Source organism: Cytobacillus kochii (genome assembly GCF_020171845.1).
Classification (GTDB): Bacteria; Bacillota; Bacilli; order Bacillales; family Cytobacillaceae; genus Cytobacillus; species Cytobacillus kochii.
Map to the genome: position 1 here is coordinate 178161 of NZ_JAIVAM010000004.1, position 16145 is coordinate 194305.

17 protein-coding genes are annotated in these 16145 nt (G+C 36.6%); 12 read left to right on the top strand and 5 right to left on the bottom strand.

Annotated elements, in window-relative coordinates:
- Positions 1–284: 284 nt before the first annotated feature.
- From LCM23_RS07395 to LCM23_RS07405, 3 genes are read right to left on the bottom strand one after another with little or no spacing between them, the layout of a single operon-like run.
- Positions 285–2315 (bottom strand): catalase, encoded by a 2031-nt coding sequence (locus LCM23_RS07395; RefSeq protein ID WP_224936359.1) that lies wholly within the window; start codon positions 2313–2315, stop codon positions 285–287.
- Positions 2316–2371: 56 nt separating this feature from the next.
- Complete coding sequence (locus LCM23_RS07400) at positions 2372–2593, bottom strand: hypothetical protein (protein ID WP_095373379.1); 222 nt, start codon at positions 2591–2593, stop codon at positions 2372–2374.
- The gene (locus tag LCM23_RS07405) at positions 2583–2768 is read right to left on the bottom strand and encodes a hypothetical protein (RefSeq protein WP_224936360.1); all 186 of its coding nucleotides are present in this window, start codon (positions 2766–2768) and stop codon (positions 2583–2585) included. The genes LCM23_RS07400 and LCM23_RS07405 overlap by 11 nt, the downstream gene beginning before the upstream one ends.
- A 92-nt stretch (positions 2769–2860) precedes the next feature.
- Between LCM23_RS07405 and LCM23_RS07410 the strand changes: the two genes are divergently transcribed.
- Complete coding sequence (locus tag LCM23_RS07410; RefSeq protein ID WP_224936361.1) at positions 2861–3136, top strand: hypothetical protein; 276 nt, start codon at positions 2861–2863, stop codon at positions 3134–3136.
- A 71-nt stretch (positions 3137–3207) separates the two neighbouring features.
- Here LCM23_RS07410 and LCM23_RS07415 read toward each other — a convergent pair whose 3' ends face one another.
- Positions 3208–3975: an ABC transporter permease gene (locus LCM23_RS07415; protein WP_224936362.1), complete on the bottom strand. Its 768-nt coding sequence runs from the start codon at positions 3973–3975 to the stop codon at positions 3208–3210.
- Entirely contained in the window at positions 3972–4694 is a 723-nt protein-coding gene (locus tag LCM23_RS07420) for an ABC transporter ATP-binding protein (RefSeq protein WP_224936363.1), read from the bottom strand. The genes LCM23_RS07415 and LCM23_RS07420 overlap by 4 nt, the downstream gene beginning before the upstream one ends.
- A gap of 258 nt (positions 4695–4952) precedes the next feature.
- Here LCM23_RS07420 and LCM23_RS07425 point away from each other — a divergent pair, with 258 nt between their 5' ends.
- The 11 genes from LCM23_RS07425 to LCM23_RS07475 all read left to right on the top strand — a co-directional run bounded on the left by LCM23_RS07425 (position 4953) and on the right by LCM23_RS07475 (position 16132).
- On the top strand, positions 4953–6017 hold the full coding sequence (locus LCM23_RS07425; RefSeq protein WP_318247531.1) for a tartrate dehydrogenase: 1065 nt from the start codon (positions 4953–4955) through the stop codon (positions 6015–6017).
- Between the two features lie 24 nt (positions 6018–6041).
- Complete coding sequence (locus LCM23_RS07430; protein WP_224936647.1) at positions 6042–6899, top strand: HpcH/HpaI aldolase/citrate lyase family protein; 858 nt, start codon at positions 6042–6044, stop codon at positions 6897–6899.
- Positions 6900–7068: 169 nt separating this feature from the next.
- Positions 7069–7734 (top strand): GntR family transcriptional regulator, encoded by a 666-nt coding sequence (locus LCM23_RS07435; RefSeq protein WP_224936365.1) that lies wholly within the window; start codon positions 7069–7071, stop codon positions 7732–7734.
- 91 nt (positions 7735–7825) lie between these two features.
- Positions 7826–9187, top strand: a complete 1362-nt coding sequence (locus LCM23_RS07440) for an MmgE/PrpD family protein (protein WP_224936366.1) — start codon at positions 7826–7828, stop codon at positions 9185–9187.
- 2 nt (positions 9188–9189) lie between these two features.
- Positions 9190–10035 carry a fumarate hydratase gene (locus LCM23_RS07445; RefSeq protein ID WP_224936367.1) on the top strand — a complete coding sequence of 282 codons (846 nt, stop codon included), beginning with the start codon at positions 9190–9192 and terminating at the stop codon, positions 10033–10035.
- A gap of 11 nt (positions 10036–10046) precedes the next feature.
- On the top strand, positions 10047–10613 hold the full coding sequence (locus LCM23_RS07450; RefSeq protein WP_224936368.1) for a Fe-S-containing hydro-lyase: 567 nt from the start codon (positions 10047–10049) through the stop codon (positions 10611–10613).
- 165 nt (positions 10614–10778) lie between these two features.
- Complete coding sequence (locus LCM23_RS07455; RefSeq protein WP_224936369.1) at positions 10779–11993, top strand: acyl-CoA dehydrogenase family protein; 1215 nt, start codon at positions 10779–10781, stop codon at positions 11991–11993.
- 3 nt (positions 11994–11996) lie between these two features.
- On the top strand, positions 11997–13211 hold the full coding sequence (locus LCM23_RS07460; protein ID WP_224936370.1) for a CaiB/BaiF CoA transferase family protein: 1215 nt from the start codon (positions 11997–11999) through the stop codon (positions 13209–13211).
- Between the two features lie 27 nt (positions 13212–13238).
- Positions 13239–14300, top strand: a complete 1062-nt coding sequence (locus LCM23_RS07465) for a TRAP transporter substrate-binding protein (RefSeq protein WP_224936371.1) — start codon at positions 13239–13241, stop codon at positions 14298–14300.
- Positions 14301–14322: 22 nt separating this feature from the next.
- The gene (locus LCM23_RS07470) at positions 14323–14838 is read left to right on the top strand and encodes a TRAP transporter small permease (RefSeq protein WP_224936372.1); all 516 of its coding nucleotides are present in this window, start codon (positions 14323–14325) and stop codon (positions 14836–14838) included.
- Positions 14828–16132 (top strand): TRAP transporter large permease, encoded by a 1305-nt coding sequence (locus tag LCM23_RS07475; protein ID WP_224936373.1) that lies wholly within the window; start codon positions 14828–14830, stop codon positions 16130–16132. The genes LCM23_RS07470 and LCM23_RS07475 overlap by 11 nt, the downstream gene beginning before the upstream one ends.
- Positions 16133–16145: the final 13 nt, after the last annotated feature.

Genomic DNA, 16145 nt, shown 5'->3' on the forward strand with positions numbered 1-16145 from the left:
TCAAGAGCGTTTATTTTTTTGTTTGTTTAGCAGCAGTATGGCTAATAAGGAATGAGATGTGGGAGAAAGAAGTAGAGCAAAGATCGCTAGGTACTCTTTTTATCAAAATCAAATGAAAAAGTCTTAGGAGTGCTTATCATTCAATACGATATTCGTACCCATGTTCATCTTTTGCACAGATTACAATGAAGTACACGCATAGATAGCATAAGAGAAGACCACTACAAAAGTGGTCTAATGTAAAATGGATTACAAAGGTGGTTGACGCTGGTGTATTTTGTCTATTATCCTCGTTCCCAAAACCTTTGTTTACCTACATTTTGTATATAAGTTTTAAAAGGGCCGTTTGTGATTGTTACTCCAGGTTTATTAATAATTCCAACTTCTTGGATTAAGTACATACCACTTCGAGAAGAGCCAATCGGTTTATAATGATTAAATTGTTCAATTATATAGCTCTTTGCTTTTTGATTAAAGTGAGGTGTAGCTCCTCTTCCAGATACGACAAATAGGCTGTCATAAACCAGGGGAGAACCTGTTAAAAAGGAATCGTCGACTTGAAGCGTACTACCATCAGTTCCATTCAATGTTTCCTGTGTTTCACTAATAATGAACGGGCGAGTTTTTGCAGCGAGCAGCTGTTGTAATAATGGACGTACAATAGCTGCATCATATTGGTCAGCTACGATGATTCCCACCTTTAACGTAGCTGGAGAAAAAGTGGTGTTTGCCATACTAAGTGCTTTAGAGGACGCAGTTTCTGATGATTCTTTCACATTTGGTGGCTGGATACCAATTTTATGTGCCACGGATGTGGCCAGATCGTGGCTAATATGACCAATAAGGTTGACTACATTTTGCCTGACCATTTTACTTTTTACTTTACCTAATTCAAAGCTAAAAGCTAAGAAAATATGATTCCTTTCAACATCACTCATACTATTCCAAAATAACCTCGCCTGAGAAAAGTGGTCTGTAAAACTTGGAGCAGTCTTTCGAACTTTCATGCCTTCAACTTCAGAAGGGTATGTGAGAAACCCGCCTCTTGCTGGGGGTACTTCATAAGGTGTATTGTTTTGCAAGGAATTATTGTGATAAGCGACTTTGTCCTTATCGATAATATATCTGGCTGCACCGTCTCGTTGGTTGTTATGAAATGGACAAACAGGACGATTAATAGGAATTTGTTGAAAATTTGTTCCTACACGATATATTTGTGTATCTGAATAGGAAAAAATACGCGTTTGTAGTAGGGGGTCATTAGAGAAGTCAATACCACGGACGATACTACCAGGGTGAAGAGCAACTTGTTCTGTTTCGGCAAAAACATTATCAACATTTCGATTCAATGTCATTTTACCTATTTTCCGTACGGGAACAAGCTCTTCTGGCCATAATTTAGTCGCATCTAGAATATCAAAGTCGAATTTAAATTCGTCTTCTTCATTAATGACTTGTATGCCTAATTCATACTCAGCAAAATGACCTTCTTCGATATTTTCCCATAAATCTCTGCGGTGAAAATCGGCATCTGCTCCGCCAAGTTTTTGTGCTTCATCCCAAATTAACGAGTGCAGTCCAAGTACAGGCTTCCAATGAAATTTAACAAATCTCGCTTCGTTATTTTTATTAACCAGTCTAAATGTATGGACGCCGAAGCCCTCCATCGTTCTAAAACTACGGGGAATGGTTCGGTCGGACATAATCCACATCATCATTGCTGCAGATTCTTCATTGCTCGAAATGAAATCCCAAAAAGTGTCATGAGCTGTTTGACCTTGTGGAATTTCATTATGCGGTTCTGGTTTTACTGCATGAATGAGATCTGGAAATTTAATCCCGTCTTGAATAAAGAAGATGGGAATATTATTCCCTACCAGGTCAAAATTGCCTTCTTCTGTATAAAATTTTGTCGCAAATCCCCGCACATCTCGGTTCGTTTCATTTACCCCTCTAGAGCCCACCACCTGAGAAAAACGGACGAATACAGGTGTTTCTAAACTAGGATCTTGAAGAAAATGAGCCATTGTTATATCTTCTAACGATTCATATACGCGAAAAACCCCATGTGCAGCAAATCCCCTCGCGTGAACTACTCTCTCAGGAATACGCTCTCTATCAAAATGAGCCATTTTATCCTGAAATATAAAATCCTCCATCAAGGTGGGACCGCGTTCACCAGCTGTTAGAGTATTTTCGTCATTCGCAATTTTTACCCCTTCATTAGTTGTTAACGGTTGATTTTTATTTTCACGTATGAATGCTTCTAATTGTTTCGTTTTTTTATTTTCTGGCTTTTTGCCTTCTCGCTCCACTACAGTCACCTCCATTATCAAAGGTATGATGACGGTAATAAAGTATGTATAAAATTTTATGATATACGCTTTTGATGATCTTTTACGGCAATTAAAATCCCCTTGTTAATCCAATAATTGAAGTTCTCTGGCGGGAAAACACCACGCCTTTGTGAAGATCCCATTTCAATAATAATACTACTATCACTTACATCCAAAACCTTCAAAGATTTTGACAAACATAAGTTAGGTAAAAAACCATCTTTAATTTTAAACTCCATATTCTTTTTAATAGCCATCTAGATTCGCCTCCATTTGACATGATGAATTAATGCGATAGACTAGGCTTTCATTCGCCTTATCATCTTGGGTAATATAGAACTTTATGTAAATCGTATAGTAAAAACCTTTTAAATGATTATTTTCCTTTGCTATACACTTGAATTGTTCAATTATAATGTAACCAATTTTCATGAGGTTTATCCTTTTTTAAGAGTATTTCAGCAATGATGAAGAATAATAGAGAACAATGTTGTTGGTTTAAAAAATGAAAGGAGCAATAAGATATGGAATTTCCAATAATACATACAAATTTTTGGGATGCTATCATCGCTATTCCCATATTGATGATTCTTACGCAAGTGTTAAAATATTTTCTAGGAATTAGTAAACCTTATGTGCCGACAGTGGCTATACTTATTGGGTTAATTGTATCAATATTTATAAGTCATAGAGGGGATCTCATTGCAGGTGTCTTTATGGGTTACTTTTACGGTTATGGGGCTATTGGTAGTTACGCTTCCCTTAAAACATCTTTGCTTTATTTTAGAAATAAAAAATAATGCAAAAGAGCAAAAAGTTATTAAAACGAAAACACGAACAAATTTCCATTTGTCCGCGTTTATAAAGGATATCATTCCGTTTTATTTGGCGTATGTGTCATAAATTGCATCCTTTCATTAAACATTGTTGGATAGGATAGGAATCCAAGTATAATACTCGTGATAACAGCAGAAGAAAGCAACATAAACAGAATCAACAATTGAAACATGACAGCCTGCACAGGATCAGCGCCTGCGATTATTTGTCCACTCATCATCCCAGGCAGTTGTACAAGCCCAATTGTTTTTTGACTTTCTATTGTCGGTATTGTACTTGCGCGAATACTTGTCATTAACTGACGGTGAATAGCTTGTTTCGGTGTACCTCCCAATGATAGCAGAAGCTCTACTTCTCCTGCTCTGTTTTCAATTTCTGCGGTAAATCGATTGAGAAATAATATCGATAGTACCATCGCATTACCAATAATCATTCCACTAATTGGAATCATGTATTGGGCAGTTGCTGGAATAATTTTAAGACTAATAAGGACACTTTGGGTCAACACTTCGATAAAGCAGTATGTAAGAATAAGTTTCCATGTAATGCCTTTGATCATCACACCTTTTTTTCTTGCATTATGTACGGCAGCAGTAATAATGAGAATAATCATTAAAAAGATATAGAAAAAGCTTTCTGAATCAAAAACGAATTGCAACACGTAACCGACCGCAAGAAGTTGGATGATTGATCGAATGGTCGCAATCAAGACATCTTTTTCAAGACCTAGCCTGAATGTTTTAGATAAGAGAATAGGAATAAGAACAAATATTAATGTCAGAGATAATTGAAAAAAAGTCATTTTTCCTCACCACCTTCAAAAAACTGCTTGACCTTATCATTTGAGGATGAAACAATTTCAGTGCTTTTTCCATATGCTGCTAGTTTGCCATCTATAATTACCCACGTCTCATCCCCTAAACGAAGTGCTTGATCAAGATTATGAGTAATCCAAACAATGGTTGTTTTCCTCTTTTGATTAATCGTTGTAATTAGTTGCTCAACTTCCCTTTGTGAAGTTTGATCAAGGGCTGATGTAACTTCGTCTAACAATAATATTGCTGGTTCATTCAGTAATGTCCGCGCGATAGACACCCTTTGTTGTTGCCCTCCAGAAAGGTCTGTTGCTTTGCGGTGAAGGAATTCTTCATTCAATCCAATCAAATTAAGCATTTCGATCGCCTTTTCTTTTGATAACTGTTTTCCATTGAGGGTTAGTGGCAACGATAAATTATCATAGACATCCCCTTCTATCATAATGGCTTTTTGCAGAACTATTCCTACATTACGACGTAGAACTGTTGGTGTAATGGTCGAAATATTCTCACCATGAATGAAAATGTCTCCAGATGAGGCTGACTTCATTCCATTACATAAATAGAATAGTGTAGATTTGCCCGAGCCTGATGGACCGACAACGGTCGTTATATTCCCGGAAGAAATAGTACCTGTTATGTCTTTAATAATTGATAATGAATCAGTGTGATAATGTACATTTTGAAATGAAATCGCTGTTTGCAAATATAACCACCCTTTTACATTTATGATTAATCTTTTTGTACAACCTTAGTATATCCTAAAGGATGAGATTGGTTAGATATTTAAAACATTCTTGCTTAAAATGAAAAAGAAATAACTTGATGTTCTTTAAAGTAAACGCGGTCTAATGGTTACTTAGTAAAAAGACTTTACTTAATATTTGAAAAAAGAAAAGGATTTATTAAAGGCAGTAAAGAAATGAAAATATATCACAATGACAACAAAGAGGAGGTAAAGATGATGAAAAGATATGATTTAGCAGTGATTCCTGGTGATGGTATAGGGAAAGAGGTTGTACCTTCTGCCGTTAAAGTGCTCCAAACAGCAGCGACTTTACATGGCGGTATTCAATTAGAGACAACTGAACTTCCATGGGGGTGCGACTATTATCTCAAACATGGCAAAATGATGAGTGATGACGGTCTAGAGCGACTGAAGAATTTTGATGCGATTTTTTTAGGGGCAGTAGGAGATCCGAACAAAGTTCCCGATCATATTTCATTATGGGGTTTACTTATTCACATTAGGAGAGAATTTGAGCAGACCATTAATATCCGGCCAGCAAAATTATTCAAAGGGCTAACCTCCCCTCTCGTTGATCCAGGGGCATTTAATTTTCTAGTTGTACGTGAAAATAGTGAGGGTGAGTATAGTGAATCTGGTGGGAGGATACATAAAGGAACAGACGAAATCGCTATCCAAAACGCCATTTTTACGAGAAAAGCAACGGAAAGAGTAATGGATTATGCGTTTAAACAAGCTGTTCTTCGTAAGGGTCATGTCACTTCAGCTACAAAATCTAACGGTATAGTCCATTCGATGCCATTTTGGGATGAAGTGTTTAAAGATGTGAGTGAGCGCTATACAGGAGTGCGTACATCATCTGTGCATATTGATGCACTAGCTGCTTTTTTTGTTTCCAAACCGAGCGATTTCGATGTGATCGTTGCTAGTAATCTTTTTGGAGATATTTTAACTGATATTGGTGGAGCGATTATGGGGAGTATTGGTATAGCCCCTGCTGGAAACATCAATATAAATGGGAAATATCCGTCTATGTTTGAGCCTGTACATGGTTCAGCGCCAGATATTTATGGTAAAGGAATAGCCAATCCAATCGGGCAAATATGGACGGCTTCGTTAATGTTAAATCATTTAGGTGAAGTAGCACTAGCTAGAGAGGTCTTACGAGCAATGGAAGAAGTTACTGATGCAGGGGTAAAGACGAGAGATATTGGCGGAAATGCTACGACTGATGAAGTGACAAATAAGATTTGTCTTCAATTACAAAATAATATTGGCTGAATGTAGGGAGGTTGAAGATATTTGATGAATCAAATGTTTAGTTATTTATTCGTACCTGCGATTTCTACCAAGATGGTAAATAAGGCTTTAACAATTAAACAATCGGCCATCATACTAGACTTAGAGGATTCTGTTGCCCATTCCAAAAAGCATGTAGCCAGAGAGAAGGTCTCTGGTTATATGAGTGAACTTAATAAATGGGATAGGCAAAGGGTATATATTAGGATTAATGATAGTGAAAGTCCGTATTTTTATCATGATCTTCAATTAGTTAAAGTATGTAAGCCACGGGGACTATTTATCCCAAAAACAGAAGATAAAAACATGATAAAGGAGATAGCTACTTATTTGGCAGACGAATCGATAGCTCTTATTCCCTTAATTGAAACGGCAAAAGGGATACATTATTCATTTGACATTGCCACTGCAACAGAAACCGTTGAAAGACTGGCTTTTGGTGCGGTTGATTATTGTTTAGATACAAATATTGAGGTAGGAGAGGGGAGGGAAGAGTTATTATACGCACGTTCGCAACTAGTAAACGCTTCAGCAGCAGCTAAAACACTACCACCTATTGATTCCGTGTTCCTTCATTTAGAGAATAACAATGATTTCATTAAAGAAACAACCCATGGCAGGAAACTAGGCTTTGCTGGTAAATTAGCGATTCATCCAAAGCAAGTCGTACGAATCAATGATGTGTATCATCAAGAGAATCACAACCGTATTTATGAGGCTAAAGAAGTGATTAGACTGTTCGAAAACGCTGAGAAAGAGGGAAAAGCATCAATTAATGTGAATGGGCGTTTAGTGGATTATCCCGTTTATAAACAGGCTAAGAAATTACTACAGATAAATAGTGAGAGTAATGAATCAAAGTGATGACACTTTATATTTTGAACTGTCAAATGTTTGATACGCTAGTATTAGCTGACCCTTTGTCATCGAACACTTAGTTTTACTACTCTTTAAAATAAATTTCTGAAAAGTATAGACAATTGTAATTGGATTTTGTATCCTGTTTTAAAAGGGAGTAAAGGGTGAGTGATCATTGACGATTGATGTTGATTTGAAATTAGATAATCGTGATACACTGCATTTAAAAGTATGTAATGTTCTCCGAGAAGCAATTATAAAAGGTCAGTTTAAACCTGGTGAACGATTAAAACAATCAGATTTAGCAGAAAAACTCGGTGTTAGTAGAATGCCGATTAGAGAAGCATTGAGAAAATTAGAATCTGAAGGCTTAATTACCCTAGTACCACATAAAGGAGCTATTGTTAAAACGATTCATTTATCAGATTTACAAGAGGTGTACACCTTAAGAGCACAGTTAGAGAAGATGGCTTTTATCCAAAGTGCAAAGCTGCTTACAGATACTGAAATCACGAGATTAATAGATCTTGTTCATTTAATGGAAGATAGTGAAGATGTAGATGAATTTGTTGAAAGAAATATAGAATTTCATCAATTATTATTAAAGCACTGCCATTGGGAGAGATTAAATGGTTTTATTGACTCACTATGGAATGGGCTACCACAACAAACCCCACATTTTATTACAGGTCAGACGGCTACATCAAATGAAGAGCATCAGGAGATTATCAAAGCGATTAGAGAGAAAAGATTTGAGCATGCAGGTGAGATTTTGTCTCATCATATTTTAAGAACAGGTGAATCACTTATTCATAGTTTAAAAAATGAAAGAATGAAATAAATATTGATTCATCAGGAAGGCAGCACGAATTTTTCAGAGCTGCCTTATCTTTTGCAAACGTTTACTTTAACGAAGGAAGGATGAATGGACAATGGCTTTAACGGAGAAAATTTCAGAATATATAGTTAATTTAGACTATCAAGATTTACCAAAAGATGTGATTGAATTCACGAAAGTATGTATTTTAGATTGGTACGGTTCAGCAATAGCAGGCATAGATGAACCACCAGTTGTTGCTTTAAAAGAGACGTTATTTGAAATGGGAGGGAATGAACAGGCAACCCTTATTTCCGGTGAAAGGACTTCTCTTGCAAATGCTGCCATGATTCATAGTGCTGCTAGCCATATAGTGGAGTTAGATGATATTCATAAAGGGTCGATTATTCATGCAGCAACAGTTGTGATTCCTGCTGCTTTATCTGTGTGTGAAGCGTATGACTTATCAATAGAAGAATTAATTACGAGTATCGTCATCGGCTATGAAGTTTGTTATCGTATCGGGGAAGCGGTTACGCCTAGTCATTATTATTATTGGCATAATACTGCAACATGTGGCACTTTCGGAGCAGCAGCTGCAGCAGCGAAGTTATTAGGGCTTAATAAACAACAAATCGTTCATGCTTTGGGGAATGCAGGGACACAGGCAGCGGGGTTATGGGAATTTATTGAAGACGGTGCCAATTCAAAACAGCTTCATACTGCAAAGGCATCCTATAATGGTGTACTTGCAGCACTACTTGCTAAAAAAGGCTTTACAGGTGCATCAAAGATATTAGAGGGTGATCGTGGTTTTTTCAAGGCAATGAGTGATTCGTACAACGAACAAAAGATTGTTGAAGGACTCGGTGAGCAGTTTAAAATAATGGAAAATGGTTTTAAGCTTTATGCTTCCTGTCGTCATACACATCCGAGTATGGACTGTGTGCATACATTGATGAACAAACATTCAATAGACTCTACTGAAATTGAAAAAATCCTCATAGAAACCTATCAAACTGTATTAGATATAACGGATAATCCCAAACCTCGTTCCATTTATGCAGCAAAATTTAGTGTACAATTCTGTGTTAGCTTAATCGCTCTTAAAGGCAGCGCTTTTCTACAAGACTTTAATGAAAGAACATTAAATAATAGTGAAATTAGAGAAATGATGAATAAAGTACGAGTAGTATCAACAAAGGATTTTACGGATGCCTATCCAGAACAATGGGGTGCCAAGGTAACTATTGTCTTAAGGAATAAAGAAAGTTATCGTTTCGCGACTGAATTTCCAAAAGGAGACCCAGAGAATCCTGCCAGTAAAAAACAAATGGTTGAGAAGTTCCAGTCATTAGTGGCTCATAAAATTACAGATGTAGATCATAGAGTAGATGATATATACAATATTGAAAATGTAAAAATAAAGGATTGGCTACTGGTAAATAGCCCAATTGTAAATGGAAATGAGGCTTGATGATGAAAGTGATTGCTTATGACCATATAGTGGAACAAGTAGCGAAGCTTTGTCAGGAAGCGAACTTTGACCTTGGCGAAGACGTTATTTCTGCTTTTCGACAAGCGGTAGAAACAGAAAGATCACCAATTGGAAAAGATATACTGTTAGATTTAATTGAAAATGCGAATATCGCTACAGAAAACCGTGTGCCTATGTGTCAGGATACAGGTGTTTCCGTTTTTATAGTTGAATTAGGTCAAGACTGTTTGATTAAAGGTGGAACAATTACAAGTGCCATTAATGAAGGTGTAATGAAAGGATATAAAGACGGATATTTAAGGCATTCTATCGTCAATAATCCCCTGACAAGAGATAAATCTGAAACATATAACAGCCCTGCCATTATTCATATCGAAATGAAAGCCGGAGATCAACTCGTTATCCATATGTCGGCAAAAGGGGGAGGGAGTGAGAATATGAGTGCACTTAAAATGTTAACCCCAGCAGATGGTATCGAAGGCGTAAAAGAGTTCATCTTAACAACCGTTGAAAATGCAGGACCAAATGCTTGTCCACCTCTAGTTGTTGGAATTGGAATTGGTGGGAATTTTGAACGCTGCGCTTATTTAGCTAAAAAATCATTGTTTAGGCCGATTGGTCAACATCATCAGTCTCCAATAGTTGCCCAATTAGAAAAAGATTTAATGAAGAACATGAATGAAATGGGGATTGGTCCTCAAGGATTAGGTGGCGATACAACTGCCATAGATGTAAAGATCGAGTTAGAACCATGTCATATCGCTGCACTTCCTGTGGCTGTTAATTTAAATTGTCATGCGTCAAGACATAAAGAATTAAGAATGTGAGGCTGATAAAATTGGAAAAAAAGCAATTATCACTACCCTTAAAACCAGAAGAGTTGGAAACATTAAGGGCCGGGCAGCAAGTCGAATTAACTGGCTTAATATATACAGCGAGAGACGCAGCCCACAAAAAAATTTATGATCTTTTATCTCAACAAGAAACGGTCCCATTCACGTTAGAAAATGCTTTTATTTATTACGTTGGTCCGACCCCAGCAAAACCTAATCAAGTGATTGGTTCCGCTGGTCCAACTACTAGTAGCAGAATGGATAAATATACACCATTATTATTAGAGCATGGCTTAAAAGGAATGATTGGAAAAGGATATCGAAATGAAGAAGTAAAGGAAAGTATAAAAAGAAACAAAGTCGTTTATTTAGCAGCAATAGGGGGAACCGGTGCACTTCTTTCTACGGCTATTAGAGAGGCTGAGGTTGTGGCATTTCCTGAGTTAGGTCCAGAGGCAGTATATAGGCTCACAGTAGAACATTTTCCAGCTACAGTGATTATCGATTCTTTAGGTAATGACTGGTATATACAAGCAAGAGAGAAGTTTCAACAAGAAAGATCAACTCTTTAATCATTTATTACTATTCTTAAAAAGGACAAAGTCTCACATGTCTATCAATTGTATCCATTATCCCAAACAAATTATCTATTTTATTAATAAAATATTGAATATTATTAATATATATAATAGTATAATTAATAAATTCAGAAAATTCTAATTAGGTGGTGTGGAGAGATGGAGTTCGAATATACAAGTGAAAACCAACAAGTCTTACAAATGGTAAAGGAGTTTGTCCGAAAAGAAGTGTCACCCCACATTAAATATTATGAGAAAAATCAATTATTCCCGAAAGATATTTTTGAAAAAATGGGGAATCTAGGTTTTTTTGGTGCTTGTTTTCCTGAGCAATATGGCGGGTCTGAATTAGGTTTTCTTAATTTAGCTATCATTGCTGAAGAAATATCGAAAGCACATCCATCGTTAGGTTATGCCTTTAATATGCAAGCAATGACCTGTCCTTTTACAATACTAAATTGGGGAAATAAGCAGCAAATTGAAAAATATGTTCCTTCTCTAATAAAGGCTGAGAAAATTGGTATGTTCGCTCTTACTGAATCTGGTGGTGGCTCAGATCCTGCTGGAGCAATGAAGACAACGGCTGTTTTAGATGGTGATGAGTACGTACTGAACGGATCAAAAATGTGGATTACTTTTGCAAATGAGGCAGATGTAGGTGTGTTGTTTGCGAGAACCAATCCAGAAGCTGGTCATAAGGGCATTTCTGCATTTATTATTGAGACTAATGTACCAGGGTTTTATGCAAAACCAATCGAAATCAGCTCTCTAGGATTTATGACAAGAAGCTGTGAAGTATTTTTAGAGGATTATCGAATCCCCAAAAGTCAATTATTAGGGAAAGAGGGAGAAGGCTTTAAAATTGCGATGAACGCCCTTGATTATGGACGCTTAACGGTTTCTTCACGATTGGTTGGCATTGCTCAAGGTTGTATTGATGAGTCGATATCTTATGCAAACGAACGAGAAGTGAGTGGTGTACCGATTGGTCAATATCAAATGATTCAACATTTGATTGCGGATATGGTAGTAGAAACAGAGGCTGCAAGATTGCTTACGTATAAAAGCGCTTACTTAAAAGATAAAGGCGAAGCGGCGACTAGACAAAGTGCATACGCAAAATATTTTGCTTCCGAAGTAGCTACCAAAGCTGCAAGAAGTGCGTTAGAGATATTTGGTGGCAATGGTATCGCAGATGAATATCCGATTATGAAGTATGTAAACTATGCGAATATGCTTCACTTTGGTGAAGGGTCGGCAAATATTCAACGTATACTGATTGCCAATGATGCCTTAGGGGAAAAGGATGCTAATCGTCATCATATCGAAAGAAAGTATTCTTTAAGTAGTGATATTCAAAAGGTGAGGGTGTAGTCGATGAGTGAAAGGCAACCACTTGAAGGCGTTAAAGTATTGGATTTATCTCGTGTATATGCAGGACCTGGGGGTTCAATGATATTAGCAGATTTAGGTGCTGATGTCATCAGAATAGAGGCACCGAACGGTACAGATAGTATGAGAGATTGGGTTCCTTTCATAGGTGGAGAAAGTACGTATTATTTTACCGCTAATCGTAATAAAAAATCAGTCGAGTTGGATTTGAAAAATCAAAAAGGGAAGGATATCTTTCTAAAGCTCGTACAAGAGGCAGATATTGTCTTAGAAAACTTTAAAACAGGTACTTTGAAAAAGTTAGGTCTCGACCTAGATCAACTTAAAAAGGTAAAAAAAGATATTATATTATGTTCGGTTACCGGATATGGGCAAACGGGACCGTATAAAGGGGAACCGGGATTTGATCCTGTTATGCAAGCGATAGGTGGTTTAATGGAAGTTACTGGATTTTCAGAGGGCGAGGCGACAAGAGTGGGACTTCCACTAGTCGATATTATGACGTCACAATATGTAACAATAGCGATTCTAGCAGCACTAAGACAAAGAGATCAAACAGGAAAGGAACAATATATTGATCTATCCCTATTTGAAGTACAATTAAGTGCACTTGCCAATGTAGCAAGTAGTTATTTAAATACAGGTACTGTTTCCACAAGAGTTGGCAATGATCATAGTTATATTGTTCCTTATCAAGTATTTAAATGCAGTGACCGCCCATTAATGGTTTGTTGTGGTAATGATAAATTATTTGCGAATTTTTGCGTTGTTTTAAATCATGAAGAATGGATTGGGGACGATAGGTTTAAAACGAATCAAGCCAGAGTAACTAACCGAGAAGTGTTAACAAAAAAGATCGCAGATATGATGATAACCAAAACGGCAGATGAATGGTTCAGTCTATTATCACAAGTAGGTGTTCCAGCTGGACCAGTAAATAATATTGAACAAGTGTTTCAACATCCTCAAGTTGAGGCGAGAGAAGTTGTAGAAGAAGTTTCCCATGTAAAGCTTGGACATATTAAATTGGTGAAAAGTCCACTCAAAAATTCTACGCTAAATGTTAAAACAAAAGCAGGGCCACCTGTTTTAGGACAACATACAGAAGAACTTCTACATGCATTAGGGTATCAAAAATTAGAGATCGATCAACTGAGAAAAGAGGGAGTTATTGGTTTGTTAGCCAAGTGGAAAGTGTGATTATGCACAATAATGGAGGTGTTTCCAATGAAAAAGATTCTTCTATTGACTTTATTTTTTGTATGTATTTTATTAAATGGCTGTAGTCAACAGACATCCAATGAAAGCGCTTCCGATGAGGTGTATGTGATGGATATAAATAATTGGCAGCCATCTACACATCACTATGCTTATAATGCGTGGGAGCCATGGAAAAAGATGGTGGAAGAAAAGACGAATGGAAGAGTTAAAGTCAATATTTATCATGGGAGTGCCTTAGGAAAGTCTAGCTCTGTTTATCAAGATATAAAAGGAGGGCTCTATGATGTAAGTCTTCTCGTAACGAACTATTTTTATGATACCCCTTTTTTTCCTTATACAATCGGTAGTTTACCATTTGCATTACAAGGACCTGTTGAGGCAAACAAAGTTTTAAGTAAATTCGAAGATCGATTTGCAGACAAAGGGTTAGATAATGTCATCCTTATGCCACCAACATCAACAGATGCCTATGATTTATTTTCTACCACTCCTATTCACACAATGGAAGATTTACAGAATAAAAAAATGAGAATGAGCGGAAAAGGCGAAAATGCCTTTATTCAATCATTAGGAGGAACGCCAGTATCGATCACATCTGAAGGCATATACGAAGGATTAGAAAAGGGGATGATTGATACCGCATTTTATACACCTATTGGCGGTGAAGCAGTAAGGTATTATGAACCTGCCCCTTATATTACACAAATGTCAGTACTCGTAAACCCACTCATTCCTGTAATGAATAAAAACTTCTATGATCAGCTCCCGCCAGATTTACAAAAAATATTTACAGAAGAATTGAATCCTGCGTTATCAGAAATGTTTACAAAGAGTTATGTTACAGAGTTAGCTGCTTCTAATGAGCAGTTAGAGAAAGCAGTTGAAAAAAGAGGCGAATATATTAAACTTTCTACAGAAGAAGACATTAAGTATCGTGAAGCAGGTAAAGGTGCTTGGGAGTTATGGATAGAAGATGCCAATAAACGTGGATATGATGGAGAAGAAATGGTCGAAGCTTTTTTTGAAATTCTCCGTGAAGAAGATTACCCTTTACCATTTGAAAATTAAAACAGTTAAGGTGGTGGAATGCATGAGAAAGCTGGAAGAGATCATACACTTTTTAACAGCAATAACAAAATATATTGCGTTAGCAACGATGACACTGATGATGATTTTTATTACCTTTGCTGTAATTAGTCGGATATTATTTTCACCTATTATCGGTGATATCGAAATTGTTCAGTTAGGTATGGTAGTGCTAATCATGTGTGGTTTGGCTTATACAGAACAAGTAAACGGACATATTACCATAGATATTATCACAAGCAGACTTTCATATAAGTGGCAACGTGTCTTAGAGATATTTGGCGCCTTTCTTACATTTATTATTACCATCCTCATTGCCTATATATATCTTCATGTCGGGATCTTTCATCAACTAACAATGCCTATATCTACTACTCTTTTAGAAATCCCGTTTTATCCCTTTGATTATATCATTACATTCGGCTTTCTCATGTGGGGAGCTGAGGCTTTTCTAAGAATGCTCAAGCTCATCTTTTCATTAAATTATGAAAATACAGGAGGTGATGAACATGCCGGTTGAATGGTTTGGCGTTATCGTTATTTTGATCATGTTTGTTTTAATGTTTTTTAAAGTACCCATTGCTATCGCAATGGTTGTACCAGCCGTACTAGGAATCTTTTATTTGAAAGGTTGGACGGCATTAGCCACAGTTGTTGAAACAGTGACATGGGATCATAGTTTTAGTTATACGTTAAGCACTATCCCTATGTTTGTTCTAATGGGAGAATTATTATTTATCTGTGGAATTAGTACAGAGCTCTTTAATACTTTCAGACTTTGGCTTAGTAGATTAAGAGGTGGACTTGGAATGGCGACAATTGCATCTTCTGCTGTTTTTGCGGCCGCTTCAGGTTCAAGCCTTGCAAATACTGCCACAATGGGTGTAATTGCATCAAAGGAAATGCTAAAGGCTGGTTATAACAAATCATTAACCGGAGGAACGATTGTCGCGGGAGGAACATTGGGTGTGCTCATTCCACCAAGCACTTTGTTTATTCTATATGGGATGATGACTGAACAATCTATTGGACAGCTTTTAGTGGCTGGCATTATACCGGGGCTGATGCTTATCATCTTATATATGATTACTGTATTTGTGGCTGTTTCTGTAAGGCCAGAGTTAGCACCAATGATTCATACAAAGGTGGAGTGGAAGGATCGTTTCATCGCATTGAAATCTACAATATGGATTATTTTGTTATTTGGTATTGTGATTGGGGGTATGTATATCGGCTGGTTTAACCCAACTGAAGCAGCAGGGATTGGGGCATTCTTTACGTTTATTTTTGCATTAATCAGAAGGAAATTAACGATTCAGTCATTTGTTAAAGCATTATCTGCTACTTTAAAAACAACAGGATTTTTATTTGCCATAATTATTATGGCATTTATCTTAAATTACTTCCTAACAATTACGAGATTACCTTTTCTATTAGCGGATATTTTCGAATCTATCTCAGTTCCCCCTTTTCTATTATTTGTGCTTATTATTCTTATGTACATTTTATTAGGAATGGTGATGGATGCTCTTGCTATGGTTGTTGTTACATTACCGATTATTCTACCGATTATTCTAGCGATGGATATGAATTTAATTTGGTTCGGTGTCATTATTGTTTTGGTGATGGAAATGGCAATGATCACACCTCCTGTTGGCATGAATTGTTTTGTACTAAGAGGATCAGCCCCTGACCTTTCTTTAGAACAAATTTTTAAAGGAACAAGTTTATTTTTGATTCCCATTTTCCTATTAATTATTATTCTCTATCTTTTTCCTGATATTGCTCTGTTTTTGCCTAAAAATATGTATTAAGAGGAGGTTGAAT